This window comes from Histidinibacterium aquaticum (genome assembly GCF_008710275.1).
Classification (GTDB): Bacteria; Pseudomonadota; Alphaproteobacteria; order Rhodobacterales; family Rhodobacteraceae; genus Oceanicola; species Oceanicola aquaticus.
Map to the genome: position 1 here is coordinate 855,671 of NZ_VYQE01000001.1, position 26,853 is coordinate 882,523.

General features: G+C 68.7%; 24 protein-coding genes. 11 read left to right on the forward strand and 13 right to left on the reverse strand.

Annotated elements, in window-relative coordinates; all coding sequences use genetic code 11:
• The first annotated feature begins 6 nt into the window (after window positions 1-6).
• From F3S47_RS04310 to F3S47_RS04335, 6 genes are all read left to right on the forward strand, one after another.
• Window positions 7-1,629 carry an alpha-amylase family glycosyl hydrolase gene (locus F3S47_RS04310; protein ID WP_150443960.1) on the forward strand — a complete coding sequence of 541 codons (1,623 nt, stop codon included), beginning with the start codon at window positions 7-9 and terminating at the stop codon, window positions 1,627-1,629.
• Window positions 1,630-1,726: 97 nt separating this feature from the next.
• Complete coding sequence (locus F3S47_RS04315; RefSeq protein WP_150443961.1) at window positions 1,727-2,926, forward strand: NAD(P)/FAD-dependent oxidoreductase; 1,200 nt, start codon at window positions 1,727-1,729, stop codon at window positions 2,924-2,926.
• A 10-nt stretch (window positions 2,927-2,936) separates the two neighbouring features.
• Window positions 2,937-3,776, forward strand: a complete 840-nt coding sequence (locus F3S47_RS04320; RefSeq protein WP_150443962.1) for an NAD-dependent epimerase/dehydratase family protein — start codon at window positions 2,937-2,939, stop codon at window positions 3,774-3,776.
• Between the two features lie 259 nt (window positions 3,777-4,035).
• The gene (locus tag F3S47_RS04325; protein WP_223877712.1) at window positions 4,036-4,764 is read left to right on the forward strand and encodes a helix-turn-helix transcriptional regulator; all 729 of its coding nucleotides are present in this window, start codon (window positions 4,036-4,038) and stop codon (window positions 4,762-4,764) included.
• 93 nt (window positions 4,765-4,857) lie between these two features.
• Window positions 4,858-5,856, forward strand: coding sequence for a deoxyribose-phosphate aldolase (gene deoC / locus F3S47_RS04330; protein WP_223877713.1), 999 nt, complete (start codon window positions 4,858-4,860; stop codon window positions 5,854-5,856).
• A gap of 378 nt (window positions 5,857-6,234) precedes the next feature.
• The gene (locus F3S47_RS04335; RefSeq protein WP_150443964.1) at window positions 6,235-8,565 is read left to right on the forward strand and encodes an aldehyde dehydrogenase family protein; all 2,331 of its coding nucleotides are present in this window, start codon (window positions 6,235-6,237) and stop codon (window positions 8,563-8,565) included.
• Between the two features lie 147 nt (window positions 8,566-8,712).
• On the opposite strand, the gene F3S47_RS04340 is transcribed toward F3S47_RS04335, so the two are convergent.
• From F3S47_RS04340 to F3S47_RS04390, 11 genes are all read right to left on the reverse strand, one after another.
• The gene (locus F3S47_RS04340) at window positions 8,713-9,747 is read right to left on the reverse strand and encodes a DUF3618 domain-containing protein (RefSeq protein ID WP_150443965.1); all 1,035 of its coding nucleotides are present in this window, start codon (window positions 9,745-9,747) and stop codon (window positions 8,713-8,715) included.
• Window positions 9,737-10,186: a phage holin family protein gene (locus F3S47_RS04345; protein ID WP_150443966.1), complete on the reverse strand. Its 450-nt coding sequence runs from the start codon at window positions 10,184-10,186 to the stop codon at window positions 9,737-9,739. The genes F3S47_RS04340 and F3S47_RS04345 overlap by 11 nt, the downstream gene beginning before the upstream one ends.
• Window positions 10,186-10,731, reverse strand: a complete 546-nt coding sequence (locus F3S47_RS04350; RefSeq protein ID WP_150443967.1) for a hypothetical protein — start codon at window positions 10,729-10,731, stop codon at window positions 10,186-10,188. Before F3S47_RS04350 ends, F3S47_RS04345 begins: the two co-directional genes overlap by 1 nt.
• 177 nt (window positions 10,732-10,908) lie before the next feature.
• A complete protein-coding gene (locus tag F3S47_RS04355; protein WP_150443968.1) occupies window positions 10,909-11,592 on the reverse strand; it encodes a DUF1523 family protein in 684 nt (227 codons plus the stop codon).
• Between the two features lie 13 nt (window positions 11,593-11,605).
• Entirely contained in the window at window positions 11,606-11,869 is a 264-nt protein-coding gene (locus F3S47_RS04360) for a hypothetical protein (RefSeq protein ID WP_150443969.1), read from the reverse strand.
• A 5-nt stretch (window positions 11,870-11,874) separates the two neighbouring features.
• A complete protein-coding gene (locus tag F3S47_RS04365; RefSeq protein WP_150443970.1) occupies window positions 11,875-13,221 on the reverse strand; it encodes a DUF6638 family protein in 1,347 nt (448 codons plus the stop codon).
• 13 nt (window positions 13,222-13,234) lie between these two features.
• The gene (locus F3S47_RS04370; RefSeq protein WP_223877714.1) at window positions 13,235-13,579 is read right to left on the reverse strand and encodes a hypothetical protein; all 345 of its coding nucleotides are present in this window, start codon (window positions 13,577-13,579) and stop codon (window positions 13,235-13,237) included.
• Between the two features lie 190 nt (window positions 13,580-13,769).
• Complete coding sequence (locus F3S47_RS04375) at window positions 13,770-15,701, reverse strand: AAA family ATPase (RefSeq protein ID WP_150443971.1); 1,932 nt, start codon at window positions 15,699-15,701, stop codon at window positions 13,770-13,772.
• Window positions 15,702-15,758: 57 nt separating this feature from the next.
• The gene (locus tag F3S47_RS04380) at window positions 15,759-16,874 is read right to left on the reverse strand and encodes a hypothetical protein (RefSeq protein WP_150443972.1); all 1,116 of its coding nucleotides are present in this window, start codon (window positions 16,872-16,874) and stop codon (window positions 15,759-15,761) included.
• A 59-nt stretch (window positions 16,875-16,933) separates the two neighbouring features.
• A complete protein-coding gene (locus F3S47_RS04385) occupies window positions 16,934-18,010 on the reverse strand; it encodes a coiled-coil domain-containing protein (RefSeq protein ID WP_150443973.1) in 1,077 nt (358 codons plus the stop codon).
• Between the two features lie 131 nt (window positions 18,011-18,141).
• On the reverse strand, window positions 18,142-20,301 hold the full coding sequence (locus F3S47_RS04390; protein ID WP_150443974.1) for an esterase-like activity of phytase family protein: 2,160 nt from the start codon (window positions 20,299-20,301) through the stop codon (window positions 18,142-18,144).
• Between the two features lie 91 nt (window positions 20,302-20,392).
• On the opposite strand from F3S47_RS04390, the gene F3S47_RS04395 reads away from it, so the two are divergent.
• The gene (locus F3S47_RS04395) at window positions 20,393-21,361 is read left to right on the forward strand and encodes a P1 family peptidase (protein ID WP_150443975.1); all 969 of its coding nucleotides are present in this window, start codon (window positions 20,393-20,395) and stop codon (window positions 21,359-21,361) included.
• Here F3S47_RS04395 and F3S47_RS04400 read toward each other — a convergent pair.
• Window positions 21,358-22,128: an alpha/beta hydrolase gene (locus F3S47_RS04400; protein WP_150443976.1), complete on the reverse strand. Its 771-nt coding sequence runs from the start codon at window positions 22,126-22,128 to the stop codon at window positions 21,358-21,360. The genes F3S47_RS04395 and F3S47_RS04400 overlap by 4 nt on opposite strands.
• 75 nt (window positions 22,129-22,203) lie before the next feature.
• Between F3S47_RS04400 and F3S47_RS04405 the strand changes: the two genes are divergently transcribed.
• Window positions 22,204-23,682 carry an NAD-dependent succinate-semialdehyde dehydrogenase gene (locus F3S47_RS04405; protein WP_150443977.1) on the forward strand — a complete coding sequence of 493 codons (1,479 nt, stop codon included), beginning with the start codon at window positions 22,204-22,206 and terminating at the stop codon, window positions 23,680-23,682.
• An 85-nt stretch (window positions 23,683-23,767) separates the two neighbouring features.
• On the opposite strand, the gene F3S47_RS04410 is transcribed toward F3S47_RS04405, so the two are convergent.
• Window positions 23,768-24,265: a GFA family protein gene (locus F3S47_RS04410; protein WP_150443978.1), complete on the reverse strand. Its 498-nt coding sequence runs from the start codon at window positions 24,263-24,265 to the stop codon at window positions 23,768-23,770.
• Window positions 24,266-24,374: 109 nt separating this feature from the next.
• Here F3S47_RS04410 and F3S47_RS04415 point away from each other — a divergent pair, with 109 nt between their 5' ends.
• The 3 genes from F3S47_RS04415 to F3S47_RS04425 all read left to right on the forward strand — a co-directional run bounded on the left by F3S47_RS04415 (window position 24,375) and on the right by F3S47_RS04425 (window position 26,850).
• On the forward strand, window positions 24,375-24,773 hold the full coding sequence (locus tag F3S47_RS04415; RefSeq protein WP_150443979.1) for a VOC family protein: 399 nt from the start codon (window positions 24,375-24,377) through the stop codon (window positions 24,771-24,773).
• Between the two features lie 78 nt (window positions 24,774-24,851).
• Window positions 24,852-25,514 (forward strand): potassium channel family protein, encoded by a 663-nt coding sequence (locus F3S47_RS04420; protein WP_150443980.1) that lies wholly within the window; start codon window positions 24,852-24,854, stop codon window positions 25,512-25,514.
• 1 nt (window position 25,515) lies between these two features.
• Window positions 25,516-26,850 (forward strand): TrkH family potassium uptake protein, encoded by a 1,335-nt coding sequence (locus F3S47_RS04425; protein ID WP_150443981.1) that lies wholly within the window; start codon window positions 25,516-25,518, stop codon window positions 26,848-26,850.
• The last annotated feature ends 3 nt before the right edge of the window (window positions 26,851-26,853 follow it).

Below are 26,853 nucleotides of genomic sequence, written 5' to 3' on the forward strand. Positions count from 1 at the left end.
TCCTCCATGCGCGAATGGTGGCGAGACGCAGTTATCTACCAGATTTATCCCCGCAGCTTTCAGGACGATGACGGAGACGGCATCGGAGACCTCAAGGGGATCACCCGCCGGCTGCCGCACGTCGCCGAGCTCGGCGCCGACGCGATCTGGCTGAGCCCGATCTTCACCTCGCCGATGGCGGACATGGGGTACGACGTGTCGGACTACACCGACATCGACCCCCTCTTCGGCACGCTCGAGGATTTCGACGCGCTGATCGCCCGGGCGCACGAGCTCGGTCTGAAGGTCATCGTCGACCAGGTGCTTTCGCACTCCTCCTCCAAGCATCCCTTCTTCGAGGAAAGCCGCAGCTCCCGCGACAACCCGAAGGCGGACTGGTATGTCTGGGCGGACCCGCTGCCCGACGGCGCACCGCCAAACAACTGGGCCTCGGTTTTCGGCGGCTCGGCCTGGGAATGGGAGCCGCGCCGGCGGCAATACTACCTGCACAACTTCCTGACCTCGCAGCCCGACTTCAACTTCCACAATTCCGAGGTGCAGGACTGGCTGCTCTCGACGATGAAGTTCTGGCTGGACCGGGGCCTCGACGGCTTCCGTCTCGACACGGTCAACTACTACTTCCATGACCCCGAGCTGCGTTCGAACCCGCCGGGGGATTTCGAGCCCGAAAAGATCGACTCCACGCCGACCGAGACCTACGGCTGGCAAAAGCACGTTTTCGACAAGAACCGTCCAGAGAACCTCGCCTTCCTCGAACGCATGCGCGAGCTCTGCGACCGGTACGAGGACATCATGATGGTCGGCGAGGTCGGCGAGGACGGCGACCGCTCGATCGAGGTCATGGCCGAGTACACCGCCGGGACCGAGCGCCTGCACATGGCCTATTCCTTCGCCATGCTCGGGCCGAACTTCTCGGCCGGACACTTCCGCCGCTGCATCGCGGGCTTCCAGAACGGCGCCCCCGACGGCTGGCCGAAGTGGTCCTTCTCGAACCACGACGTCGTGCGCCACGTCACGCGCTGGAGCAAGCACGCCGAGGACGAGACCGTGCTGGCCAAGCAGGCGGTCGCGATGATCATGTCCTTCCCCGGCACCATCGGCATCTACCAGGGCGAGGAACTCGGCCAGACCGAGGCCGATCTCGTGTACGAAGAGCTGACCGATCCTCCGGCGCTTCGCTTCTGGCCCGAGGTCAAGGGCCGCGACGGCTGCCGGACTCCCATGGTCTGGGCGGCGGGTGAAAACGCCGCCGGCTTCTCGAGCGGCACGCCCTGGCTGCCGGTCAAGCCCGCCCAGGCGATCCACGCGGTGGACCAGCAGGGCCAGGGAAGCGTCATGGAAGCCTATAAGCGCACCATTTCCTACCGGAAGGCCAACCCGGCTCTGACCCGGGGCGAGACGGAGTTCCTCGACCTGCCGGAACCAATCCTCGCCTTCCGCCGCAGCCACGACGGCCATGCGCTGACCTGCGTGTTCAACCTGTCCAAGACGCCCACGACGCTCACCGTGGGCGACGGGGCAGAGATCGAGGGCCCCCACAACGCCACGCTTGAGGGCACGACGTTGAAGCTGCCCGCGAACGGCCACGTCTACCTCGCCCACGAGGGCGCGCTCGACGTGAGCGCCTGAGCGATCCCGCCCCGCGCGCCTGCCGCGCGGGGCCCCTTGGCCTCTGTCGTCCGACGGGTCTAGGGTCGCCCCGAAGAGCCACCGGGACGGACCGCAGATGCCCCCCACCCTTTCGACACCTGAGAGCCATCCTGACGTGGTGGTGATCGGCGGCGCCATGATCGGCGCTTCGATCGCGTGGTGGCTGACACGCGACCCGGAGTTCACCGGCACAGTGACCGTGGTCGAGCGCGACCCGACCTATGCGACGGCCTCGACCACGCATACGAACTCCTGTCTTCGCCAGCAGTTCGGGACCGAGATCAACATCCGCCTCAGCCAGTTCACCGCCGCCTTCCTGCGCGACTTCCGCGGCTGGGCCGGGCCCGAGGCGCCGGAAATCGCGCTGCAGGAGTTCGGCTACCTCTACCTCGCCACTTCCGAGGCTGCGGCGGAGAACCTGCGCGCGGCCCATGCGCTGCAGGCCTCGCTCGGCGCAGGGACGCGGCTGATGACACCGGCAGAGATCGCGGAGGCCTTCCCATTCTACGAAACCTCCGATCTGGTGCTCGGTTCGCATGGCACGCGGGACGAGGGCTATTTCGACGGCCACGCCATCTTCGAGACCTTCCGAAAGCAGTCGAAGGCACAGGGGGCACGCTGGATCGAGGACACCGTGACCGGCATCCAGATCGACGGCGACCGAGTGACCGGAGTGACGCTCGCCTCAGGCGAGACGCTGTCCCCCGGCATGGTGGTCAATGCCACCGGCCCCCGCGCGGCGATCACCGCCCGCATGGCCGGGCTCGATCTGCCCGTGGAGCCGCGCAAGCGCTACACCTTCGTCTTCGACGCGGCCGAACCGCTGGACCGGCCGCTGCCGCTGACCATCGACCCCTCCGGCGTGCACGTCCGCTCCGACGGACGCTATTACATGACCGGTTGCCCGCCGGACGAGGACATCGCGGTCGAGCCGGACGACTTCATCGAGGACCACGCGATCTTCGAGGAAAAGATCTGGCCCGCTCTCGCCGCCCGCATCCCCGCCTTCGAGAGGATCAAGCCGATGCAGGGCTGGGTCGGGCACTACGCCTACAACACGCTCGACCAGAACGCGATTCTGGGCCCCCATCCGGAGATGCCCAACTTCCTGATGGCGAACGGCTTTTCCGGCCACGGGCTGCAACAGGCGCCAGGCGTGGGCCGGGGCCTGGCAGAGCTGATCGTCCACGGTGGCTACCGGTCCCTTGACCTCTCGCCGCTCTCCGTCGAGCGTGTGCTCGAAAACCGGCCCCTGCTCGAGCGGGCCGTCATCTGACGGGATACCCATGAAGAAAATCGTCCTCACCGGCGCCGCGGGCGCCCTCGGCACCGTCCTCCGCGAGCCGCTCTCGCGCTCGGCGGACGAGCTCGTCTCCACAGACATCGCCGCCCAGCCGGAGTCGCTCCTGCCCAACGAGACCTGGGTCCAGGCCGACCTCGCGAAGTTCGACGAGATCGAGCCGCTGATGAAGGGCGCCGAGATGGTCGTCCACTTCGGTGCTGTCGTGGACGAGAAGCCCTTCCCCGAGCTGCTCGGCCCCAACTACGTCGGCGCCTACAATGTCTGGGAGGCCGCCTCGCAGCACGGACTGCGGCGGGTGGTCTACGCCAGCTCGGTCCATGCCGTGGGCCTCTGGGAGAACAACGCGGATGTCGACGTCACAGCGCATCATCGGCCCGACACCTTCTACGGGCTCGCCAAGTGTTTCGCCGAGGACATGGGCCGGATGTACTGGGAGAAACGCGGTCTCGAAGCCGTGTGCCTGCGTATCTTCTCCTGCACGCCCGAGCCGCAGAACGCCCGTGCGCTCGGCACCTGGCTCAGCTACGGCGACCTGACGCAGCTCGTGACGCGAGCGGTCGAGACGCCGACCACCGGCTTCGCCGTGGCCTTCGGCGTCTCCAACAACGACCGCTCGCCCATCAAGGATCACGGTGCGCACTTCCTCGGCTACCGCCCGCGCGACAACGCCGAGGACTGGGCCGAGACGCTCCTGGCCAAGGCGCAGCCCGACCCGACCGACCTTGCGCAGATGCGGCTCGGCGGGCCCTTCGCGAGCGTCGCGCTCGGGGAGAGCGGCATGGCCGGAATCCGGGCCCTCTCCGGCGGCGACGAAGAGGAGTAGCGATCCGGTTCGGGCGGCAAATGTCCAGAAATTGGGCAACCGCCGAGAGCCGCCGCAATCTATTCGGCGAAAGGGGCTGTAGAGCGCCCCTGCGATGTCAAAAAGCGTATGGCCGCCGTTCGAATCTGCTATTCTGACGCCGATGTTGCAGACGGTTCTCAGTGCGGTTGACTTCCTGCCGGCAGGCGAAGCTTTTCAGCTCGTCAGGGCCACCGTCGAGCCGCGGCGTCCGAGGGGGCTGATCCGCCGGGATTTCCCCGTGCTCGTCTGGGTCCAGAACGGCGCTGTCAGGCTTCACCTCGCCGAAAGCCGGATCGAGATGGTCGAGGGCGACGTGGTGTTCCTGCGCGCCTCCGACGCCCACGCCCTCCAGGCCCGGGCCGACGAGACTCTGGCGGTCCTCCTGGTCTTCGACCCGCATCTGATCGATACGCTCGGTCAGCGGCACGAGGCACTGGCCGGGCGGTTCTTCTGGTCGGAGGAGCCGACCCCGGTCCGCGTTCACCGCGACATCCGCCAGCTCGCCCAGATGAACCAGGCGGCGCTTCGCCTCGACCGGTCGCGTCGCGACGGGCTGGAGGCCGAGGCCTTTCTTCTTCCGCTCTTCGCGTCGCTTCTGGACGGGGCGAACCTCGTGCCGCCTGACGCGCCGGATTGGCTGGCCCGCGCCTGCGCGGCGGCCGAGGACCCGCGCATCTTCCGCGAGGGCGCGGCCGGCTTCGCGCGGGTGGCGGGGCGGGCCCATCCGCACGTCAGCCGGATGGCGCGCAAATACCTCGACAAGAGCCCGTCCGAGATCGTCAACGCGCAGAGGATGGCCTATGCCGCCAAGCGCCTGACGGGGACGCTCGACAGTCTGGCCGAGATCGCCGCCGACTGCGGCATTCCGAACCTCAGCCACTTCCACAAGCTCTTCCGTCAGCATCACGGGATCACGCCCCAGCGCTACCGCAAGGCGCACCAGCGCGACCTGATCCAGCCCGCCTGAGCGGTGACGCAGCGGCGGGTTTGACCCCGCGTGCGATCCTTGCCAAGCCCCCGGCGGCGTGAGACCCTTTCACGCACGGCTCGGGAGGCTGCCTTGGACACGACGACGGACACGACGAGCGTGGGCGCGGCCCATCTCCCCTCGGTGCACGAGCCGCGCAACGACGGCATGCCGCTCGACATGGCCTGGGTCCGCTCGGTGCAGGCCAATACTTCGGCCATCGAACGCCGCTGCGCCACCCTTCCCGGCCGACGGTCGATCAAGAAAGAGCACCAGGCCGCCTGGCTCGCGCGGGCCGTCTCCTGCATCGACCTCACCACGCTGGCGGGCGACGACACCGAGGGCCGGGTCCGCAGGCTCTGCGCCAAGGCCCGCCAGCCGGTCTCGCCGGGGATCCTCTCCGCGCTAGGGCTGGAGGGGCTCACCGTAGGCGCTGTCTGCGTCTACCACGACATGATCGCCCCCGCCGTCGAGGCCCTCGAGGGCTCCGGCATCCCGGTCGCCGCCGTTTCCACAGGCTTCCCGGCCGGTCTCTCCCCCTTCCACCTGCGCATTGCCGAGATCGGCGAGAGCGTCGCCGCCGGCGCCCGCGAGATCGACATCGTCATCTCCCGCCGCCACGTCCTGCAGGGCGACTGGCAGGCGCTCTACGACGAGGTGGCCGAAATGCGCGCGGCCTGCGGCGAGGCGCACATGAAGGCGATCCTCGCGACCGGCGAGTTGGGAACACTGCGCAACGTCGCCCGGGCGAGCCTCGTGGCGATGATGGCGGGCGCCGACTTCATCAAGACCTCGACCGGCAAGGAGAGCGTCAACGCCACCCTGCCCGTCACGCTGGTCATGATCCGCGCGATCCGCGAGTACGAGGCCCGCACCGGCATCAAGGTCGGCTACAAGCCCGCGGGCGGCATCTCCAAGGCCAAGGACGCGCTGATGTACCTGGCCCTGATGAAGGAGGAGCTGGGCGACCGCTGGCTCTCCCCCGACCTCTTCCGCTTCGGCGCCTCATCGCTCCTTGGCGACATCGAGCGGCAGCTGGAGCACCACGTCACGGGGGCCTATTCCGCCTCCTGGCGTCACGCGATGGGCTGATGGCTGTGCCAATCGCTTCCCAAAACCCCTATTCGGCAAAGGCTTTTGCGCTCAGTCTCCTTTGCATTTCCTCGGCGGCGACGGCTCAGACCGAAATTACGGCCCGAGACCTCTTAGATGCTTGCACGCGTCCCGACCCGGAGTGGATCAGCTTCTGCAATGGTTTCATGCAAGCCGCCGGCGACTTTGCCACGATGACAGAGCAAGCATGCATTCCGAACGGGACAACTAGAACCGACCTGACAAGACTGTTCGATGCCAACGCGAGTCGTCTCATCGCTTTGACCCCCGCAATCGGTGACGAGCCTGCGCTGGTCGTCACTGCATCGATAATCAGCGACGTCTTTCCGTGCGGCTAGCGCGGCATAGGAGAACATGATGACCGTCAAGGAAATCTTCGAGACGATGGACTACGGCCCCGCCCCCGAGAGCGCGGCCGAGGCTCTGGCCTGGCTGGTGGACATGGGCGACCGGTTTGGCCACTTCATCGACGGGGCCTTCACCGACCCGGGCGAGACCTTCGAGGCGAAGAACCCCGCCACCGGCAACGTGCTGGCGAGCGTGACCCAGGCCACGCAGAAGGACGTCGACGCCGCGGTCAAGGCCGCGCGCAAGGCGCAGCCTGCCTGGGCCAAGGACGGACACGCGCGGGCCCGGGTGCTCTACGCCATCGCGCGGCTGCTGCAGAAGAACTCCCGCCTCTTCGCGGTGCTCGAGAGCCTCGACAACGGCAAGCCGATCCGCGAGGCGCGCGATATCGACGTGCCGCTCGCTATCCGGCATTTCTACCACCACGCGGGCTACGCGCAGCTGCTGGACTCCGAGCGCCCCGGACTGGTGGCGCAGGGGGTCTGCGGGCAGATCGTGCCCTGGAACTTCCCGCTGCTGATGCTCGCCTGGAAGATTGCCCCGGCGCTCGCCGCGGGCAACACGGTGGTGCTGAAGCCCGCGGAGTACACGTCGCTGACGGCCCTGCTCTTCGCCGACATCTGCCGCCAGGCGGGCGTACCCAAGGGTGTCGTCAACATCGTCACCGGCGACGGTGCGGTGGGCGAGATGATCGTCAATGCCGAGGTCGACAAGATCGCCTTCACCGGCTCCACCGCCGTCGGCCGCCGCATCCGCGAGGCGACCGCCGGGACGGGCAAGGCGCTGACGCTCGAGTTGGGGGGCAAGAGCCCCTATATCGTCTTCGACGACGCCGACCTCGACAGCGCGGTCGAGGGCCTCGTCGACGCGATCTGGTTCAACGGCGGGCAGGTCTGCTGCGCCGGCTCGCGCCTTCTGGTGCAGGAGGGCGTGGCCGAGCGGTTCCACGAGAAGCTCAAGGCGCGCATGGATAAGCTGCGCGTCGGCGATCCGCTCGACAAGTCGATCGACGTGGGCGCCATCGTCGACCCCGTCCAGCTGCAGACGATCACCCGGATGGTCGAGGAGAACACCGAGGGAGAGACCTACCGCGCAGAGGTGACGATGCCGGCGGAGGGCTGTTTCTACCCGCCGACCCTGGTCACCGGCCTCTCGACGGCCTCGAAGCTGATGCAGGAGGAGATCTTCGGGCCGGTGCTCGTCTCGATGACCTTCCGCACGCCTTCCGAGGCCGTCGCCCTCGCCAACGACACCCGCTACGGGCTGGCGGCGAGCCTCTGGTCGGAGAACCTGAATCTCGCGCTCGACGTGGCGCCGAAGGTCCAGGCGGGCGTGGTCTGGGTGAACGGAACCAACATGTTCGACGCGGCGGCGCCCTTCGGCGGCATGCGCGAGTCGGGCTTCGGCCGCGAGGGCGGCTGGGAAGGCCTGGGCGCGTATCTCAAGCCCGCCGGACAGGGCAAGCGGCTGAAGCGGGTCGAGCCGCAGACCGGTGAGGCGGTTGCCGCCGATCCGCTCGACCGGACGGCGAAGCTCTACATCGGCGGCAAGCAGGCCCGGCCGGACGGCGGCTATTCCATGCCCGTCTGGGGGCCGAAGGGTACGCTGCTGGGGCAGGTGCCGAAGGGCAACCGCAAGGACGTGCGCAACGCCGTCGAGGCGATGAACGGGGCCGCGGGCTGGGGGAGGACGTCAGGCCACCAGCGGGCGCAGATCCTCTATTACCTGGCCGAGAACCTCTCGGCGCGCGCGGGCGAATTCGCCGCGCGGGTCGACGCGATGACCGGCAAGGGCGGCAAGGCAGAGGTCGAGACCTCGATCCGGCGGCTCTTCACCTACGCGGCCTGGGCTGACAAGTTCGACGGCGAGGCCAAGGGCGTGCCGCTTCGGGGCATGGCGCTGGCGCTGAAAGAGCCGGTGGGCAAGATCGGAGCGCTCTGCCCGGACGAGTCGCCGCTGCTGGGTCTGGTGAGCCTCATGGCCCCCGCGATGGCGATGGGCTGCCGGATCACGCTGGTCGCCTCCGAGCCCGCGCCGCTGGCGGCGACGGACTTCTACCAGATACTCGAGACCTCGGATGTGCCCGGGGGCGTGGTGAACATTCTCACGGGCAGCCACGAGGAGCTGGCGCCGGTGATGGCCGACCACCTCGATCTCGATGCGGTCTGGTCGTTCTCGGGGGCCGAGCTTTCGAAGGAGATCGAGCGGCGGAGCGCCGGAAATCTCAAGCGGACCTGGGTCAACAACGGTCTCGCGACCGACTGGGAGCGCGCCGAGGGACGCGCCTTCCTGGAGGCCGCGACCGAGATCAAGACGGTCTGGGTGCCCTACGGAGAGTGACTGTCCAAGTTTGGACAGAGTCCTAAACGCATGTAGTTAAAGAAAAAATTGGTTAACGCGCTGTCACGTTAACCATATCCCATACACAGCAAAACGGCCGCCCCCTCGGAGCGGCCGTTTCTTGGTTCAGGCGATCAGGTCGTCGCGTCAGTGGTGCTGGGGCTTGCCCAGTTCCTGACGCTTGGCCTCGTCTTCGCCAGCGTCGCGGATGCGTTCGGCGGCGCCGCGCACCTCGTCGCCCGCCTGCTTGACGGCGGACTTGTCGCCGGGCGCGGAGGCATCCGCCTGCTCGCGCTTCTCTTCGGCGATGGTCTCGACTTCGCCACGCGCACGGTTGGCGACGGCCGCGGCCTTTTCGCTTTCCTCGCGGTAGATGCGCTCGGCCTCGTCCACGAGGTCGTCGCGATAGGGACCGACGTTCTCGTCCTCCCAGCGGGTCCGCTGGGCCATGCCGGCGACGAGGGCGCCGGCGGCAAGGGCGAGAACGCCCGCGACGAGGGGCTGCCGATCATAGAAGTCGGCCGCCGTGTCGGCACCCTGGGACAGGCCCCGACCGGCTCTCTCGCGGGCATACATGGCGCGCTCGCGGGCGGCGATCACCCGCTCACGAGCTTCTTCGGAGAGATGGTCGGTCCCCTCGCGAAGCCGCGTGCGGGCCTCGCCCGCGCGGGCGGACATGTCGTGTCCGGCAGCGCTGGCCTTGCCGCGGGCCTTGTTCAGGCCGTTCGAGGCGCTGTCCCGCCAGGAGCCGGAGCTGTCGGAGCCGTTGCCCGACCCACGAAGCGCGTCACCGGCGCGCTCGTACCAGCCGGGGCGTGCCGCCGCGGCGCGGGCGCGATAGCGGCTCGTCTCGGTGAGCTCGGCCGGATAGCCGTAGCGCTCGCGCGCAGGCTCGGCGAGGTGGCTGTCGGTGCCGGCGTGCTGCTGCGGCGGACGGTTCGACCCGAAGAGCAGCCAGCCGAGGCCGATGCCGGTGATGGCCAGCGCCATCGGGTTGTTCTTGACCTGCGTGCCGGCGGACTTGCCGAATTCGCCACCGTGCGTCCGGATCTGCGTCGTGACTTCGCGGAACAGGTGATCCACGGTCATGCGGTTTCCGAGTTCGGTCAGCGTGGCGCCCAGTTCCGAGCGCTCGCGGTCGATCTGTTTCTCGATGTCTGCGGAGCTGCGATCAGCGGACATGGGTCGCCTCCTTCAGGGTGCGGGAGTCCTTGCGGACGTTGTCGGTGGTGCGCGTCGGCGCGAGATTGCGAGCCTTCAGCGCGGAGCGGCCGCGCATGACGAGCGCGAGGGCGATCAGGCCGAAGACCACGCCGACGATGAGCGAGGACAGGCCGGGACCGATCGCGAAAGCTGCGGACAGCCAGGACACGAAGGCGGCCGAAAAGGCATTCAGCGCGACGATCGCGAAGACCAGGCCCACGGCGAGGCCCATGAGCGCGCCCGTGGCGCGGTCGATGTTCTCGCTGACCTCGGCCTTGGCGAGGTTGATCTCGCCCCGGATGAGGGCCGAGGCATGCTCCAGCGCGCTGCTCAGCAGGGCGGCGGTGCCCTCCTTCGGACGCTCGCCGGCCGCCGTCTCGGCGCCGTTTCCGTTCTCATAGGTGCTTTGGTAGGTCATCAGTAGCTCTCCGATCCGGAGTTGACTGCGGGCGCTGCGGGCGTGGCGGTCGCCGCCGGGCTGGCCGGGGCACGATCCGCCGGCAAGCGCTCGTCGGGATGAGGGTAGGCGGCCGGCTCGTCGCGCGAGCTGGCGCGGGCGAAGCGGGTGGCGGCGAAGCCGAGCAGTGCCGCACCGCCGAGGAAGGCGAGCGGGTTGCGCCGTGCGAAGCCGTCGAGATCATGCGCCGCTTCGGAGAAGCTCTTGTTGCGCATCTCGTCGGAGAACTCCGCGAGGCTTTCCGCAACCCGGCCGAAGGCCTGCTGCTGCGCCGAGCCTTCGCGGCTTTCTTCCGCCGCCCGGCGCAGGGCGGAGGAAATGTCTCCGACCTCGTCTGCCGCGCGGCCCTTCGCCGCTTCTCCCTGAGCCTGGGCTTCCTGGCTCGCGCGCTGATAGGCGTCCTGCCCGGCCGCGCGGGCCTCTTCCTTGAGGTCGTGGGCCTCGGTGCGGGCCTCGTCTCGGGATGTCCGGCCCTGCGGGCCGCCATGAGTGTTCGTGTCGACCATGTCGCTCTCCAGTTCTCCCCTGATCGCGCAAACGCGTCGGCGCCTGCGCGCCCTCGTCCCGTTGTCATCAAGTCTGGGGGGCGAACGTGGCCTGCGTCTCACGGTTCCGCGAGAGACAGGCTTCCCTACGGGAAAGCGGCAGGGAAGCGCCGCCGCAGGCGGGGCGGCGCTCGGGGGCTACTGGCGGTCCTTGGACTTCCAGCTGTCGAGCCAGGTGCGGAAGCGGCCGCGGCGCTCCTGCAGGCGGGCCTCGGTCCGGTCGTAGCTGTCGCCCACGCGGTCGCGCATGGGATCGAGCGTGCGCTCGCGGAACTGCATCCACATGGCCCGCACGAAGAAGTAGCCGACGATCAGGGCGATGAAGATGACGATGTTGACCCAGGGGATCGGCCGGAAATCCGGGCCGGGCGCGTCGCGGATCGAAACGGCGTTGGGATAGATCGACAGGAAGCGGATCCGCCAGCCGTAGTGGGTGATCACCTTCCAGTCGTAGGGCTCCTGCGTCGAGATCTCGGCCGCCGCCTCGGCCTGCAGGTCCGAGCTGTCAAACTTGAAGTACGGCGGGTAGATCCAGCCGGTGTCCTCGTTGCGGTAGACCATGGTCTGCAGACCGCCGCGCACCAGCCCGAAGAGGTAGGTGCGCCGCCGCTCGGCGTTGATGAGCCTGAGATCGCGCGTCGCCTGTTCCGTCGCGCCGGCGTCGGCCTGCGCGTAGAACCAGCGGTTCACGCCGGAGAAGTCGGTGCGAATGACCTCTGTCGAGGTGATGCGGGCCACGTCTTGCTGCGGCATGACGTAGTGCAGGAAGAGACCCACGATCAGCAGGACGATGAGGCGGAGCACCCGCCGGATATTGCGCATGGGACCGGGGCCTTCAGTTGATCATGTACATTATGATGGAAATCACGGCGACGGGGACGACGTAAACCAGCAGGATCAGCCGTTTGCGCAGGGAATGCTCGTATTCGACCATGCCCTGCTCGATGAAGCGGCGGCGGTCGCCGGCGTCGCCCTGGGGGTTCGCGTCCCAGCTGTCCTCGAGCTTCTCGCGCCGGACGGAGCGGGAGTAGAGCGAGACGCAGACGTAGACCACGGTCATCGCGGCCAGCAGCAGCAGGACCAGACGCACGAACTGCATTCGTCTTACCTCCGTCGCACGGCGCCCCAGGGACCGACCCGGTCCAGCAGCTCCGGATCCGCCGCCGGGGCGGGATCGTCCATCGGCGCCTCGTGGCCGAAGAGCGCCTCGCGCGTCCCGGCCTTGTCGACAGCATATTCCGTTGCGAGCAGCTCCGCCACATAGGCGCGCTTTTCCTCGGGCCACGTGGCGTAGGCGGCGTAGAAGGCGGGCTTGTGGCAGATGAAGAGCTGGCGCACGTCGAGCGGCGAGAGCTCTGCGAGGAGCTGGTTGACGAGGTCGGCGTCGGGTCCGGCGGCGGCGCGCAGGGTGTAGAAGTAGGCGGCGTCGTCGGCGGTGATGCGGGGCCAGGGGCCCGCGTCCTCGGCCCAGCGGGCGAGGGCCGCGAGGTGGTGGTACTCGGGCGGCAGGAGGTCGGCGTGTCGGCGCGCGATACGGCGGAGATCGCGGCGGGTCGCGCCGGTGAGGGTCTCGCCCTGCCCCGCGGCGGTGGCGGCCGTGATGAACTCCATCTTCTGGTGCAGGATCGCCGCGCCGTCGATGCCGCGGGCCCGGACGATGGGCTCCACGAGGCCGTTGCGTTCAAGGAAGCCCGCGATGGCGTTCCGGTCGGAGAGGTCCAGCACCGTATCGACGGGCATGGGGCCGAGCGCCGCCTTGTCGCCGGCGGCGATGACACCGGGCTCGGGGACGCCCCGGAAGAGGTAGAGCCCGCCGAAGAGCGCGGTCCAGGAATTCTGCTGGTCGAAGGTCATCCGCTCCAGCCGCACGGGGTTGCGGACGACGTCGCCGGTCTCGCGGGCGAGCCCGATCATCTCGGCGATGAGCACGTCGTCGTACCAGGCATCCTCCTCGGTTCGGAAGCGGTCGATGAGGGTGCCCAGCCGCTCGGCCGTGCGGACGGTGCCCTCGGTCGTATCGGCCTCGACGGTGATCTTGCGGATCGTGAAGAGGTCGGCCGGCGTCTCGGCCACGAAGACCGAGTTCACCAGCTCGCCCGCCACCGCGTCCTTGGCGGTGAGGGCGAAGAGCTGGGCCTCGTTGGTCTCGATGAACTGCCGCAGGATGCCGCGCGAAGTGGAGAAGGTCGCGTCGAGCAGCGGCGCGGTCTTCTGCGCCGTCGTCAGAAGGATGAACTGCCGGTTCACGCCCTTGGGGTTGAGGTAGAGCGGATCGCCCAGCTCCTGCCCCACCTCGGGCGAATAGCCGGAAATGTCGATATGAAAGTCGGTCAGAGCGGTGGTGCGCCCTGTCAGATGCTCCAGCGCCCGGTTGTAGCGCTCCACGAGGACCGGGGAGGCCACGTGGACGAGGTTGCCGAACATCAGGCCGCGCTCGATCAGGCGTTTCATGGGCGTGCCCTTCTCACCAGGTTTCCTCCACCCATTGCTTCGGCAGTCCCGCCACGCTGAGCACCAGAACGGGCGCCCAGATCAGCGCGGAGGCGGCGCCGAGGCGGGCGAGGTGCAGCAGGCCGTCGACCAGGCCGAGGCGGAAGAGCTGGCCGAGGGTCATGCCGTGGGCGAGGTAGAGCCCGAGGAAGATGGCCATGGCGGTGAAGGTCATGACGGCGGCGGCGCAGAAGGCGAGCGCGAAGAGGGGTTTGACGCCCTCGGGGAAGATGCGGGCCATGAGCCGCGGCACGACCCAGCCGAGGGCGCCGAGGAGGATGGCGGGGAGGATCAGGCTCTGCGCGAAGGTCTCGATCATCGGGCCCCTCCGGTCGCGTGGCGCCCGGTTAGGGGTATCTTAGGGTCCGGGGGATAGACCGGCGTTGGCAGAGGGTCGGGACCCGGATGAGCGGCCGCTTCCCCAGTGGGGGCGCCGGAGGAGGCGAGATGAAACGAGACAGGTGACGGTCCGCGACCCGAGTCGGCAGGGACAAGGCAGGGGCGACGCATCAGGCCCTCCTCGCGAAGCGGCGGCGAGCCTCCTCGGTGCGGGTCATGTCGCGGACCATGGCCTCGACCGCGGCCTCGTCGGAGCTTCCGGCGTAGCGGAATTCGCTGTCGGCGTAGCGGTTGATCTCCTGCAGGACCATCTCCGCCGTGATGGGACGTCTGAGCTCTTCGATCATGGCGGTCTTCTCCTCGTAGGGCCGGAAGAGGAAGAGATCGGGCCGCTCCATCCACTCGTCGGGCAGCTCGAAGTCCATGGCCCGGACCTTGACCGCGTCGGTGATGTTTTTGATCGCGCGGCCGGTGAAGCGCTCGTCCGCCTCCTGGATGGCCTTCAGGTAGGTCCCGAGCCGCGCGAGTGTGTCAAGCTCACCCACCCGTGACCGCACCTCGTCGAAGACGACGCGCAGGCCGTCCTCCTGCGGCTGGGCATGCGCCTCGTAGGACCGGGCCACGGCGCGGCGGATCTCCTGCGCGGCGTAGAGGTCGTGCTGGCCGAGTGGGATATCGTGGTGCTGACCCAACAGCAGGTGGAGAATGTCGATGTAGTCCTCGCGGCTCTGCGGGCCGTCTACGAGGAACCGCGCCCCGGCCCTCTGGCGGAGGGCGTCGTCGACGTTCTCGGGGTAGTTCGAGAACATGCCGAAGGTGCAGTTGCCCCGCACGACGGTATTGGCACCGGCGAAGCTCTCCATCAGCACGGCGGTGATCTCGAGCTGGCCGGCGGAGGACTGGCGGTCGCCGCGCTTGCCGGCCAGCTGGTCGATGTCGTCGATGGTGCCGAAGCCGATCGCGGCGGGGTCGAGGACGTAGTCGATGAAGGCCTTGGCGTTCTGGCCGGACTTGCCCTGGTAGCTGTCGATGTTCTCGGTCGAGAGGTTGCGGTAGCGGAAGGGGTAGCCCGCATTGCGGCAGTACTCGTCGAGCAGGCCTGCCATCATCTGGATCAGCGTGGTCTTGCCGGTGCCGGGCTTGCCGTCGCCCATGAAGGTGAAGATGAAGCCGCCGAGCTCGGCGAAGGGATTGAGCCGCCGGTCGAAGTCGTAGGCCATCAGCATCTTGGCCAGGCGGAGCGCCTGGTACTTGGCGATGTGGTTGCCGACGACCTCGTGGGGCGCCTTGAACGTCATGGTGAGCGTGGTGGAGCGCGCGGTGCTGGCCGGGGCGAAGCCGCGGACGGCGAAGCCGCTCTCCTCCACCCGCCAGGCGGCGGCGGTGAAGGGCTCCAGCCGCGGGGCGGAGGCGGCGCGGGCGGCGATCTTGCCCATGGCCCCCTCGGCCACCGCGATGACGGCGGCCACGGCCTGCGACTCGGTCGCGGCATGGGCGGCGAGAGCGCGGTCGATCTCCCAGAGCAGCCCGTGCAGGGCGAGATGGCCGTTCTCGGTGAGGATCTCCTCGACCTCGCCCACCTCGACCCGCGCCTCGCCCGCATGGTCGGCGAGGTGGAAGGCCGCGGCGGAAGAGAAGGTGAAGCCGGTGACGAGCGCCTCGGCAGCCAGCAATTCGGTGAAGTCGGCGCGACGGGTCGCGGGCAGCGTCCCTTCGAGGTTGGCGCGTTTCAGCTCGGCGAGGTCGGTGCGCTCCGCGTAGTGTTCGGCCACTGCGAGGGCGATGGCGAGGCTGCGGCGCAGGGCACCGAGGAGCGTGGCCTGGAGCGGCGAGATCAGCGCGTCTTCGTCCGTCCCCTCGATCCGTTCGATGAGGCGGACGCCCTGTGTCGCGGTCGGCCGGCGGGTGGCGAGCCCCGGCGTCGTGCTGCGGAAGGCACGGCGGGTCCCGAGGCCGGGGGAGCGCTCCTCCGCCCTGTCGGGCGAGGTCGCGCGGGCGACGCGGGGGCTGTGGTCGATGCCCTCCAGCAGTGTCAGCGCGGCGGGGTAATGCTTGCGGATCTCCTCCTCGCGGAGCTCCATCTGGTCGGAGGTCAGGCTCATGGGCGAGTTCCTCCACCCTGTCGGGCGACGTCGCGGGTCATGGGTGAACTCCCTTCTTCATCGGTAGCTCAGCACCCGGCCGCCGGCGCCCACGACGAACTTGCGCACCTCCCGGAACCCCGGCGGGTCGAGTTCGGCCAGCGCCTGGTAGGGGCGCTGGGGCAGGATGATGGCGCGCTGCGTCTCGGTGGCGCCGGTCTCTGCGCCGCGCGCGGAGAAGGGATCGAGCGCGAAGACCTGCCGCTCGACCCGGTCGAACCAGCCGCTCGGGACTTGCTCGACCGAGGCGCTGCGCAGGTCCTCCTCGGTCCAGGCGAGCGCCCAGTCGTCTCCCTCGGGCGCGCGGGCGGCCTCGAGCACCTGGGCGACGGGACCGCTCTGGCGTGTGAAGGCGGCGGAATACATCGGCCCGAGATGGAAGCGGCGCAGGCGCTTGGGGTGGATGTCGTCGAAGTCCTCGTCGACGCCGCGGGCGATGGTCAGCAGCTTCAGCCCGCCCAGCGCCTGGGCCATGAGGTGACTCTGCAGCTCGGGCCAGCGACGCTCGTCCCTGGGCAGGCCGGTGCGGCCCGTCTCCTCGACCTCCATGAGGTAGACCTGCGGCAGGTTCACCTGGCTGTCGTAGACCGCCCAGTGCAGCAGGAAGCGGCGGCGTGCGCCCTCGGTGCCGAGCCAGACGGCTTGCGGGTCGTTGCGCGCCCAGAACAGCCCGCCGCGGCGGAGCTCCTCGTAGTAGAGCCGCTGGGAGAGGGCGAACTGCAGCTTCGTGGGGATCTCCAGCTCGCCGACGATGGTCTGCACCATCTCGTCCTTGAGGCGACCCGCGTCCGGCAGGCCCGAAAGGTGCCGCTCGGCCTGGGACGCGTCGCTCGCCATGGTGAGCAGCTCGTGGAAGACGGGGAAACCGGACTCGACGCGGTCGAGGGTGAGCCGCCCGGCATGGGCCCAGCGGCCGGAGAAGAGGTACTTGTGAGAGAGCGCCCGGAAGGTGAACGAGAGCGCCACGAGGTAGCGGGCGAGCACCTCGGTCTCGGGGCGGGCGAGCCGGCCTTCGGCCTCCATGGCCCCCGCGACGCGGCCCATGTGGCCGGTGATCGCGCGGAACTTGGCGAAGTAGCGGCGGGTGACGCGCGTGTCCTCCAGCCGGAAGTGATCGAGGGTCCCGTCGGTCATGGCCCCCCGCCGCCGTCTCGGGGATCGGACGCCGGGCGCGACACGGGCGCGGGCATCGCTCAGGCCCCGTAGCGGTTGCTGTCGTGGGCCTCGACGATCTTCTGGAAGCGCCGGACGAAGCGCTCGTCGGCGCGGGCCTTCTGCTCCAGCACCTCGCGGGCGAAGACCATGTGATCCCCGTGGGCTTCGAGCATGTCGGCCATGCGCGAGTTGGTGGCCGAGCCGATGGCGGCCATGGCCGTCTGCGCCTCCTGGTCGGTCTTCACGCCGATCTCGTTGATCCGGTGGGCCACGTCCTGCTGCTGGGCGGTCTTCAGCGACTTCGACAGCGCGTCGTAGAGCACCACCCGCTGTCGGGTGTCGGTCTGCAGCTTGTTGATCAGCACCATCTGCGTGGCGGCCTGGTTCTGCAGGCTGTCGATCCAGGTCTTGCCCTTCTCGATGTAGCGCTCGAGCGTCTGGGAGCGGGCGATCTTGACCTGCTCGTCCCGCACCAGCGCGTTGTAGCGGGTGTTCATCTCGGCCAGCTCCGTCTCCAGCCGCGTGCGCTCTCCCGCATCCTGCTCGACCGAGATCCGGTTCTCGAGGTCGATGATCTTCGGATCCATGTCCTGGATCCCGGTGCGGACCTCTTCGAGATCGGCCACGACCTGCTCACGCTCCTGCAGCGTCTCCTGCAGGTTCGTCTCCACCTTGTCCTTCTGCTCGGTCAGCATCGCGAGCTGGCCTTCGAGCAGGTGGGTGATGGTGTCGGACTTGGCGATGAGGTCCTGCAGCTTGTCGTCGATGGAGGCGGTGCGCATCCGCTCCTGCCGCATGGAGTCGGACTTGGCCTTGGAAAAGACCCCGACAAAGCTCTCCCATCCGGTCTTCGATCGCATCTCCTCGAAGTCGCGGGAGAAGCCCGCGGTCACGTCGTCGAGGCCCATGATGAGCTCGGCGATGTTGGCGTTCATCGCTTCGGTATGGGCATGGACCTCGTCGAGCGTCGCGGTCTCGATGTCGATGGCGACCTCGTTCTCCTGCGCCATCTTCTGGCGAGCGGCCTCGATGCGGCTGGTGAGCTCGGAAATCTTGCTCTGCGCCTCGGCGACCTGGGACTGGCTCTGCTGGATCTGGGTATCGAAATCGGCCATCTCGGGGCTCTCCGGGCAAATGCTGGCGCGGCCGGAACAGGCGACGCGGCGTCAGTCTAGAAGCGGTCCCCGCGCAAGGAAAGAGCCGCGCGAGGGGACCCGCGCGGCTCTTGTTCCGTCTGGGGCCGGGCTCAGTCGAGCTGGAAGGACCAGAACATCGTCTCGCCGGAGTGGTCGTCCACGCCGTCGTTGTCGGTGGAGACCCAGACCGTGCCGTCTTCGGCGATGGCAAGGCCCTCGACCTTGTCGAGGACGTAGCCGCCGGTGGAGGTCAGGTCCTCCATCAGGTCGCGGACCATGGTCTTCTCGACCACCGGATAGTCGCCGCCGAGCGCGACGGGCTCCACGCCTGCCATGTCGACGCGCGTCACGGTCTTGAGCGCCGCGGTCTGGCCAAGGTGGTTGTCCCGCTCGATCAGGTAGAGCGCACCATCATGCCAGGTGATTTCGCTGAGGCCGACCCAGCCGCCGGAGGTGGGCTCTTCCGTCGGATAGTGGACGGCGGACCACTCTCCGGTCTCGGGATCGAGGGCCAGGAGCTTGACGTGCTGCGCGGGGTCGTCGGCCCACTCGCGCTGGACGGCGGCCCAGATCGTGCCGTCGCCATCGACGGTCACGCCCTCGAGGCCGGAGTTGGTGGCGCCGGAGGTCAGTTCCTCGGGGACAACGAACTCGTCCTGCACCACGCCCTCGGCATCGACATGCCAGATCGCGTTGGCGCGGCTGCCGTCGGCGCGGCCCTCGTTGGCGAGATAGAAGCCGCCCTTCCCGTCGAGCGCGATGCCTTCGAGGTCCATCGCCTCGGCAGGTGCGCCGTCACGGGTCACGATGATGCGCGAGGTGATCCGGGCGGGGGTCTGCGCGGGATCGATGGTCAGGATCGAGGGCTGGCCTGCGTAGAAGCTGTCGGTCACGGCGCGGATCATGCCGTCGTCGCCCATCACCATGCCGGAGAGCGCGCCCCATCCGATCATCTCATCCGCCCCGGCGGAGGTGATCATCGGGTAGACGGGCTCCGCGTCCTGGTACTCGAAGAGCATGACATGGGCGCGCGCGCCGCCGTCCTCGACGAGGTCTTCCTCGTTGGCCGAGACCAGCAGGTCGCGCGAGGGGATGGTGACGTAGCCCTCGGGGCCGATGCCGGAGGGCAGGAGCTGGGAAAGCACCGGATTCGCCGGGTCGGTCACATCGTAGATGCCGACGACCGAGCCGCGCTCGGAGCCGACGAAGACCATGGGCGTGCCGCGGTATTCGCCGAAGGTCACGCTCTCGGGCTCGACGCCCTTGTTCTCGGAGCGGCCCTCCGGGTAGTGGCCGATCTCGATCAGCGCGTGCTCGAAGGAGGCGCCGCTTTCGTAGACGACCTCTCCGTCCTGGCTCCAGATCGTCCAGCCGCGCGATCCGCCCTCGTAGTCGCCCTCGTTCGCGGTGGCGAAATGGGTGTCGTCGATCCAGGCGGCGGCGTCGGGCTCCCGCTTCACCGGGGACAGGCTCTCGGTGAAGTCGAGCGCGTCGTCCTCGGTGGCGTCGATGTTCTCGAGGTCCACGGCGCCGGCGGAGAAGTGGCTGAGGATCTCGCCCTGGCTCGAGACCACGACGAGGTGGTTGTTCTCCTGCAGGGTGACGGCAATCTCGCCCTCGGCGTTGACGGTCACGTACTCCGGCTCGGGGTCGGAGGGCGCCACCTCGGCGAGGCCGGTGAGGTCGACGGTGTTGATCGTGTCGCAGGCGAGGTCGCCCTCGGCGACGTTCACGATGACCAGCGCACCGGCGGGCATCTGCGGCAGCGCGCCGTCGTTGAGGTCCTCGTCGCGCTCGTTCTCGATGGCGATGGCGAGGAACGAGCCGTCGGGCGCCTTCGCGACCGCGTCGGGCTGGCCGCCGAGGTCACAACTGGCGGTTTCTTCACCGCTCTCGATGTCGATCTGCGCGATGCGGCCGGAGGGGTCGGTGAAGCTCTCGGAGGTATTGACGCCCACGAAGGCGGTCTGGCCGATCACGGCGACGCTCGTGGGCTCTCCATCCAGTTCGACGTTGCCGAGCGGCTGCGGATTGGCGGGCTCGGTGATGTCGATGCGGCCCAGAACGCCCAGCGGGCTGTCGGTGTAGACCAGTGTCATGCCGTCCTCGGTGGCGGCGATGATCTCGGAGGAGGTGGCCTGCGTGGCGTCCACGCCCTCGGCCATGTTCGAGGCGACCGGGAAGGACGCGATGCGGTTGAAGGCCTGCGCGAAGGCCGGCTGCGCGGCGGCCAAGGCGAGAAGACTGACCGCGGTGATGCGGAACGACATGTGATATCCCCCTGTTCGGTGACTGTCTGCGCGCACCTTCTGGCGCGCGGACGTGACAGCTGCGTGACGGAAGGTCAGGACGGGAGGCGCCATGGAAACAGGACCTGGGAATTGTCTGACGGACGTGCCGGGGATCCTCGTGGGCCATGCCTCGGACCCGGCGCTGAAATCCGGCGTGACGGTGGTGACCTCGGAGCGCCCCTTCAGCGCCGGGGTGCAGGTCATGGGCGGCGCGCCCGGAACGCGGGAGACCGACCTCCTGGCCCCCGACAAGACGGTGGGCGAAGTGCATGCGCTGGTTCTCTCGGGCGGCTCGGCCTTCGGGCTGGCCGCGGCGGACGGAGTCGCGGAGGGGCTGCGCGCGCTGGGGCGCGGGTTCGAGGTGGCGGGCCAGCGGGTCCCGATCGTTCCGGCGGCGATTCTCTTCGATCTGGCCAATGGCGGCGACAAGAATTGGGACCGCTCGCCCTACCCTGCCCTCGGCCGCGCGGCGCTGGAGGCGGCCTCGGAGGAGGTTGCGGTCGGCAGCGTCGGCGCGGGCACCGGCGCGTTGACCGCCGATCTGAAGGGCGGGCTGGGAACCGCCTCGTTGAAGGTCGGGGACGCAACGGTCTCGGCGCTCGTCGCGGTCAACGCGTTGGGATCGGCCGTCGTGGACGGCGGGCCGCACTTCTGGGCGGCGCCCTTCGAAATCGGCGGAGAGTTCGGCGGGCGCGGATTGGCCCGGACAGTCCCCTCGGACTGGCCCCGGACCAAGCTTGACGCCACCGCGACGACCATCGCCGTGGTCGCCACCGACGCGCCTCTCGACAAGGCGGGATGCACCCGGCTCGCAACGGCGGCGCATGACGGGATCGCCCGGGCACTGGTACCCGCCCATACGCCGATGGATGGCGACCTGGTCTTCGCGCTCTCGACCGGCACGGGACCGGAGGCGGACCCGGTCAGGCTGGGCCACGGCGCGGCGCTTTGCCTGTCGCGGGCCATCGCGCGGGGCGTCTTCGCGGCGAGCGCGGCGGAGGGCGACCTGCTGCCCAACTGGGCCGAGCGGTTCGGCTAGGAGAGCAGCGCGCGGGCGAGCGGGCTCGCCGCGTCCGCGAGGCCGTCGATGACATCGAAGTGGTGTCGCCCCGGCTCCACGGTCAACGGCATGTCCCACGAGGCGGACAGCCAGCGCGCCTGGTCGATGAAGGCGGGACGCTCGTCGCCGCCGACCCAGACGTGCACCGGGCAGTCCGGCGCGGGGTGATGCACCGGGCTTTCCTGCTCGGCTTCCCGGGAGTCGATGCGAAGCGTGTCGTTCATCGAGGTCTCACGGAGCGGTTCGAGATCGGAGACCGGCGAGATCGGCAGGATGCGCTCGATCCGACCGCGCTCGGTGAGCGAGACGTCGGAGCAGCACATCCGGGCCACGAGATGCCCGCCCGCCGAGTGACCGGCGAGCCTCAGCGGGCCGGAGACCCGTTCGGAGGCGACCGTCACGGCGCGGGCGACCTGACGGGTGATGTCGCGGATGTGGACGTCGGGACAGAGATCGTATCCCGGCATCGCCACCGCCCAGCCCTCGGAAAGCGGCCCGGCGGCAAGGTGCGACCAGTCCCCGCGACCGAAGCGCATCCAGTAGCCGCCGTGTACGAAGACCACGAGGCCGCGGGGCTCCTGTTCGGGCAGGAACAGGTCGAAGGCCTGGCGCGTGGTTTCGCCGTAAGGCACGACGTCCGGCGGATGGCGGTTGCGGAAGGCGGCAGCCTCCGCAGCCCAACGGGCGGGATAGCTCTCGCCGTCGGGAATGTAGGGGGCGTTGGCGTAGGCGTCGTCCGGACCCAAGGGGCACCTCCGGTGTTTCTCAGGCACCATCCTGATCCGCGCCGCGCCCGGGCGCAAACCTCGAGGAGCTGCCCCATGCTCGATGATGCCACAGATTTCAAATCCCTGCTCTCCGATCCGTCTCTCGTCTGCGAGGCCGCCTACGTCGACGGCGAGTGGGTTCAGGCCGAGAGCGGCAAGAGCTTCGACGTCGTGAACCCCGCCCGCGGCGACGTGATCGCGAAGGTGCCGGATCTCTCTCGCGCCGAGGTGGCCCGCGCCATCGACGCCGCAGAGCGGTCGCGCCACGATTGGGCGAAGCGTCCGGCCAAGGAACGCGCCGCGGTGCTGCGCAAGTGGTACGACCTGATGATGGCCAACCAGGAGGACCTGGCGCGCATCATGACCGCCGAGCAGGGCAAGCCGCTGACCGAGAGCCGCGGCGAAATCGCCTATGCCGGCGGCTTCATCGAGTGGTTCGGCGAGGAGGCCAAGCGGGTCTACGGCGAGACCATCCCTGCCCCGCAGGCCGACAAGCGGATCAGCGTGATCCGCCAGCCGGTGGGCGTCGTGGGCTCGATCACGCCCTGGAACTTCCCCGCCGCGATGATCGCGCGGAAGGTCGCGCCTGCCCTGGCGGTGGGCTGCTCCTTCGTCGCCCGCCCCGCACAGCTGACGCCGCTCTCGGCGCTCGCCATGGCCAAGCTCGCCGAGGAGGCGGGGGTGCCCGCCGGGGTCTTCTCGGTGGTGACCTCGACCTCCTCGTCGGAGGTGGGCAAGGAATTCTGCGAGAATCCTAAGGTGCGGAAACTGACCTTTACGGGCTCCACCGAGGTGGGGCGCATCCTGCTCTCGCAGGCGGCGGACCAGGTGAAGAAGTGCTCGATGGAGCTGGGCGGCAACGCGCCCTTCATCGTCTTCGACGACGCCGACGTCGACGCAGCGGTCGACGGGGCCATCGCCTGCAAGTTCCGCAACAACGGCCAGACCTGCGTCTGTGCGAACCGGATTTACGTGCAGGACGCCGTCTACGACGAGTTCGCGAAGAAGCTGAAGGCGAAGGTCGAACAGCTCTCGGTCGGCGACGGTCTGGAGGACGGCACGGAGCTCGGGCCGCTGATCGAGCCCGACGCGGTGAAGAAGGTGCGCGAGCACCTGCAGGACGCGCTCGACAAGGGGGCAAAGGTCCTGACGGGCGGCGAGGATCACCCGCTGGGCGGGCAGTTCTTCAAGCCGACCATCGTCACCGAGGCCACGCAGGACATGAAGGTCTCGACCGAGGAGACCTTCGGGCCCTTCGCGCCGCTCTTCCGGTTCACCGACGTGGACGACGTGATCGAGAAGGCCAACGACACGATCTTCGGGCTGGCCTCCTACTTCTTCGCCAGGGACCTCAGCCGGGTCACGAAGGTGCAGGAGGCGCTGGAATACGGGATCGTGGGGGTCAACACCGGCCTCATTTCGACCGAGGTGGCGCCCTTCGGCGGGGTCAAGCAGTCCGGCCTCGGGCGCGAGGGCTCGCGCCACGGGATCGATGACTACCTCGAGATGAAATACATCTGCACGGTGGTCTGAGCGGCCCCCCCGGCGGGGTGTCCAAGCTTGGACACCCCGGCAAGCCTTTGATCCGCATATATTTCTATGGTTAACGGCTGAGCTGTTAACTATTGCCGCCCAGCGCCACGGGGTGCGGGTGATCGAAGATGGTCGCCTCCTCCGGCACGCCGTCGTTGGTCGTCGCGTGCCGGATGTATGTCGGGACACCCGAGGGAAGCACGGTGCCCGCCAGGGCGGTCTGCAGGAAGATGTGCTTGGCGTTTTCGCCGTCCCACTTGATCCAGTCAGGATCGTCGAAGGTCCCGCCGAAGATGCCCAGCAGACCCGGGAAACGCTCGAAGGTGTAGACGAGCTTGGTCCCGCAGGTCTCGCAGAAGTGGGCGAGGATCATCTTGCCGCTGCCCTCGGACCGGTGCTCGTAGAGCCGCGGCGTTCCGGCGGTGAAGGTGAAGGCCTCTTCCTCGAAGATCGGCTCCATGAAATAGGGCGCGCCGGTCGCGCGCTGGCAGAAGCGGCAGTGGCAGAAGGTGACGCGCACCGGCGGAGCGGTGACCTCGTATCGGAGCGCGCCGCAGAGGCAGCCGCCGGGCTGGGGGGTCATGGGTCTCTCCTCCGGTTGCCGGAGTTGAGGGTAGCAATTCAATGACGCTGGGTCACCCTATTCCGTTTTCCCGCGTGACGGATGCCCGGGCCGCGCCTATCGTCGGAGGATGGCCGAGCGCATCCAGCCTTTTCTCATGTTCCAGGGCGGCCGCGCCGGAGAGGCGATGGAGTTCTATACCTCGCTCTTCGACGAGGACGCCGTGCTGGTGAAACAGACCTTCGGGCCGGAGGGACCGGGCCCCGAGGGGACCGTCATGCTCGGCTCGATCCGCATCGCCGGGCAGACCGTGCTGCTCAGCGACAGCCCGATCGAGCACGGCTTCGACTTCACGCCATCCAGCTCGCTCTTCGTCACCTGCACCGACGCTCCCGAGCTCGACCGGCTCGCCGCGGCCCTCGAGGACGGCGGCGTATTCCTGATGGAGCCGGGCGACCACGGCTTCAGCAGGCGGTTCGCCTGGGTTCAGGACCGGTTCGGCGTGTCCTGGCAACTCAACCTGGAATAACGCCGGGCCGCCGGCGCCCTGCCCTTGCATGCGCCCCGGAATGTCCCAGATTGGCGCTCTGTTTTCGGGAGAGCCGTCATGGCGCGAAAGAACCGGAGTATCGCGGTACTGGGTCTCGGCAATTTCGGGGCGATGATCGCCACCGAGCTGGCCCGCTTCGGCAACGATGTCGTGGGCATCGACATCGACCGCAAGATCGTCTCGGACCACGCGGAGAAACTCAGCCAGGCGCTGATCCTCGACGTCCGGGACGAGGCCGCGCTGCGCGAGGCCGGGGTCGGAGACTGCGAGGTGGCCGTCGTTGCGATGGCCTCGGATATCGAGGCCTCGATCCTCTCGGTGATGAACCTGCGGCTGCTTGGCGTGAAGCAGATCTGGGCCAAGGCGGTCAGCCGCACGCACCACCGGATCCTGTCGAAACTGGGCGTCGACCGGGTGGTGCACCCCGAGGAGGAGATCGGCCGGTCGCTGGCCCAGATGATCCACAACCCGCTGATCCGCGACCTCGCCTCGCTCGGCAACGGCAACTACGTGGTCAACTTCATCGTGCCCGAGTCGCTCGCCGGGCAGCGCCTCGACGAGCTCGACCTGCCCGCCAAGCACGACGTCAGGGCCATCGGCGTGATGCGCGGATCGGACTGGCTGGGAGGCGAGACCTGCGCCACGCCGCTCGATGCCGACGACAAGCTGATCCTGCTCGGCACGCGCCCCAAGCTGCGCACCTTCGCCGAAGGTCTCTGACATGCGGGTGAGCTTCCGGGGGCGGGTTCTCTGGCTCCCGCCGCCCGCCCTCCTGGCGCTGCTCTACTTCGTCCTGATCCTGGCGGGGACGGCGCTGCTGATGCTGCCCGCCGCGCAGGCGCAGCCGGTCGGGCTGGGTGACGCGCTCTTCATGTCAGCCTCCGCAGTGACGGTGACCGGGCTCGTGGTCGTCGACCCGGGCACCTCGTTCACTCTCTTCGGCCAGGCGGTGCTGATGGGGCTGATCCAGCTCGGCGGGCTGGGCCTCATGGTCTTCGCGGCGCTGCTCCTGCTATCCCTGGGCATCGGCATCGGCCTGCCGCAGCGAGTGGTCCTGAGCGAGGAGCTGGGACAGGGCTCGATGCGGACGCTGAGGCGACTGGCCAAGCTGATCGTCACCGTGGCGGTCGTGGCCGAGCTTCTGGGCGCGTCGATCCTCGCCGTGGCCTTCGTACCGGTCTACGGCTGGGGCGAAGGCCTTTGGCAGGCGCTGTTTCACGCGGTCTCGGCTTTCAACAACGCGGGCTTCAGCCTGTTTCCCGACAGCCTGATGAGCTGGGCCGGCCGCCCCCTCGTCTGCCTGACCATCGCGGCGCTCTTCATCGCGGGCGGGCTCGGCTTCGTGGTGCTCAACGACCTCTGGCAGAAGCGCCGGTGGCGGACGCTCTCGCTGCATTCGAAGCTCATGCTCGCGGGAACGGCGGCGCTGCTGCTTCTCTCCTGGGGGCTGGTGGCGGCGCTGGAGTGGCGCAACCCGGGGACGCTGGGCGCGATCGACGGGACGGGCGCGCGGCTGCTCGCGGCCTTCTTCGAGGGGGCGACGCCACGGACGGCGGGCTTCAACAGCCTCGACACCGCGGCGATGGAGGATGCGACGACGGTGCTGGTCATGGGGCTGATGTTCGTGGGCGGCGGGCCGACCTCGACCGCGGGGGGCATCAAGGTCACCACGGCGATCGTGCTGGTGCTGGCGACCTACGCCTTCTTCCGGCGGCGCGAGTCGATGCATGCCTTCGGGCGGTCGCTGGGGATCGAGGAAGTGCTGAAGGTCATGGCCCTGACGACGATCAGCGTGGCGACGGTCTTTGTCGGGCTGTTCGTGCTGGCGGCGGTGCACGAGGGGCCGCTTTTCGACCTGTTCTTCGAGGTCGTCTCGGCCTTCGGCACCGTGGGGCTGAGCCGCGGGGCGACGGGGGATCTCGATCTCTTCGGGCAGATCGTGATCGGGGGGATCATGTTCCTGGGACGGGTGGGACCGCTGACACTGGGGTTCTTCCTCGCGACCCGCAGCCACCCCCGGGTCGGCTACCCGAGGGGCGAGGTCTACCTGGGCTGAGGC